Annotated in this window: 2 protein-coding genes; both read left to right on the forward strand. The window is 41.7% G+C overall.

The features are described 5' to 3' along the window. The first annotated feature begins 255 nt into the window (after positions 1 to 255). A complete protein-coding gene (locus tag F459_RS0121780) occupies positions 256 to 1974 on the forward strand; it encodes a serine hydrolase domain-containing protein (protein WP_020614754.1) in 1719 nt (572 codons plus the stop codon). Next, on the forward strand, positions 1958 to 2605 hold the full coding sequence (locus F459_RS0121785; RefSeq protein ID WP_154651775.1) for a hypothetical protein: 648 nt from the start codon (positions 1958 to 1960) through the stop codon (positions 2603 to 2605). The genes F459_RS0121780 and F459_RS0121785 overlap by 17 nt, the downstream gene beginning before the upstream one ends. Positions 2606 to 3120: the final 515 nt, after the last annotated feature.

The following is a 3120-nucleotide window of genomic DNA, read 5'->3' on the forward strand; positions in this document are numbered from 1 at the left end:
CTGGTAAAAACTATGAAGGACAATCCTCTACCGAAGGTAAAAAATCTTCACAAAATATTTCAAAGAGCGCGTAATCTATGTTGACATAAAGCGGAAAATCCGGGCTTCATACGCTTGTTTCGAAGTAAAAACAACCAAGTCATACAAAAATCATCCTAAAAATACCTCCTTTCTCATACAACGGATGATTACTTTCCACACTCTTTAAGCCTACTTTTAAAATGAAAATTTTAATTCTTAAGGAGTAATAATTGTATGAAAGACATTAAACATGGTGTCGCATTTTTTAGATTGATCTTTTTTTTGATCATTCTTATATCGTCTGTAAGCTGTGTCAGTTCTTCTGCGAAGAAAGACAAAGCGCAGGCAGTGGAACAGCTGATACAAAGTCGGATAGACAAACAGGGAATTACCGGGCTTACAGCCGCGGTAGTATACGGTGATCAGTCTATTGTGACCAGAGGATTCGGGCTCCGGGAAACAGTTCCCGAACAGCTACCCGTGACAGAGCATACATTATTTCAGATTGGTTCCGTTACCAAAATCTTTACGGCTATTGCCATAATGCAATTGGAAGAAAATGGCACAATCGATCTTGATGCCGATATCAGGACATATCTTCCGGAGTTTCACCCAAAATCATTTGGAACCGTAAATAAGGAAATTACGATCCGGAATCTTCTTACTCACCATTCAGGACTCCCCAGTGCATACTTCAAGGACTTTACCCTGGAGGCCCCGGATCCCGATGCGTTTATGGATACCTCCAACATGCTTTCTGAAGAGTATTTGGTATGGGCCAGCGGTACTGTCTTTGCTTATAACAACTCCGGTTTCAGTCTTTTGGGGGAGTTGATTGGAAGAGTTTCAGGATCTACTTACGAAGAATATATCACGGATCATATTTTTACCCCTCTTGGCATGCATGATTCCCTTGTCATGCTTTCTTCAAAAGACGATCCCAATGTATCAGGAGGATTTACAAGGGGAGAACCGGAAGACCTCATGTGGTTTATCAAGGATATTCCCGCGGGCTCGATACTTCTGTCCGCAGTGGATATGGATACTTTTCTAAAAGAATTACTGAATTGTAGCGCCGGCAAATCCAATAGGATATTACAGCCCGAAACATTACTGTCCATGTTTTCTCTACAGAACATGAACACCCCTCTGGACGGCTCATTTAAAATAGGGTTGACCTTCTGGATCGAATCGCAAAATGGATGTGATGTTTTTGAACACGGAGGTACAATTCCGCCTTTTTATTCCGAGATGGAAATCATACCAGAAAAGGGAATAGGCATTTTTCTGGCGTCAAATGACAATGCAGGAGACAATGAACAACTCACTTCCTTGACTATGGATATTGCAGACCTTCTTATCGGCAAAAAGCCTTCTCCCTCCTCCCCTCTTATTAATACTGAAATCTCTCAGGAAACGGATTTGTCCAATTTGGCCGGTTATTATGTGAACGGAGGAACCGGAATAGTTTCAATCGAAAACATAGATGGCGTCTTAACCGGGCGAATTCCTGAAATGGATGTCAAATCTCCCATGAAAATCCTGTCTGATAACTCAATAGCATTTGGTGACACCGGTCTTGTTTTCAGACCGACGACTGATACAGATAAAGCAGTCTTTTTATGTTATATGGGGAATTATTTTATGGGCCCAGTATCCGCTGTTTCACCTGAACCGGTATCTTCTGTTTGGAGGCAGCGGACAGGACGCTACGAGGGAGTCGGATTCATTGATGCGGTTGATCTTTCATTTGATGAGAAGATGGGAGTGTTAACTTTGTTGATAGAATCAGAAACAGATGGAAATATGAGATTTGCCCTGACAGAGCTATCTGATGATCTGCTAAAAGTTCAGGGTTACGGTAGAAATATGGGAAATATTGTTGAATACAGCCTTTCGGAATCCGGAGAAATATTAAAATATGGGGGATGCGACTTTGTTAAAAGGAATTAAGGGACTTCCTGTAAAAAGAGAGGCATGCGTTATTATAACCTTTCTTGCATTACTGTCACTTCCGCTTGCGGCGTTGACGGAAAAAGAACAAGATAAAAGCTCGGAAGCCTTAAATAACAGTAAAACCGAGGCATCTTCCCGGAATCGGGAAATAATAGCCGACAGTATGATATACAACGGATATGACGGAAACTATGAAGGTAATCTAAATCCTGCTCTTCAATTCACCGATGTTGATGTTTTTGGCAGCGGAAACTGTTTCAACCTGCTATTTGCGGGAATATTTCTCAGCCTGGATTATACAATTTCCCAGAAAGCCGAAATCCCATTCAATATAACCATTCATACGGACGGAACCGCCAAGCTGGGTTCGGACTTTACCTTCTATGAAAAGGGAGAAGAAACGGACTGGACGCTGAAAGGCCCCGGCTGTAATCTGGCAGTCATACTCAGCAGGGATATGGATTGCGGATTTTCTATAAAGACAACCCAATTGATGAATTTTAGTGATTATGACAGCAATGATACGGCTTTTGTCTCTCCTGAAAACACAGCCACATATACGGAAATCTGGATTTGTCATATACCTATCAACCCAATGAAGTTTCATCAGAATCTCCTTTTCCTGTAGGATTTCAAATAATGGCAATTCCGGAAGTTATCTATCAGCTTAATTATGAAGATTGGGGGCCTGAAGATAATCTTTACACTCATGATGATACCCCTGCCTACAGGGGACTTTATCAAGTAAGTTGCTACAATGCTTCCGTGAAGCGTGTGAACTGGAAAGGTCAATCTATTTGCACGGGGAAAACTTGTACCAGTTAGAGAAATGGGCTGTAGGCTCAACAAACGCATTCAACGGAGGTCCTCGCCTTGATGGTTAACTACCCTGGAGAGTTTATGACGGATGAGTCGTTTCTGCTTAATATGATTTACAGATTTTTGCGATACCAGACAGGGTTGCGTTTTCAGTATCTCATGATGCTTTTTACTATGGAGAAAAAGAGCGTTTCTATCAAGGATCCGCAGTAGGCCTATTCGTTAAACTTCCGACTGCCCCACGATTAGTGGACACCTGCTATAGTTAGATTTAAACTAAATAGGGGTGAAACATGGGAAAGAGAAAAGTCCAAGCGTACACAG

This window comes from Sediminispirochaeta bajacaliforniensis DSM 16054 (assembly GCF_000378205.1).
Taxonomy (GTDB): domain Bacteria; phylum Spirochaetota; class Spirochaetia; order DSM-16054; family Sediminispirochaetaceae; genus Sediminispirochaeta; species Sediminispirochaeta bajacaliforniensis.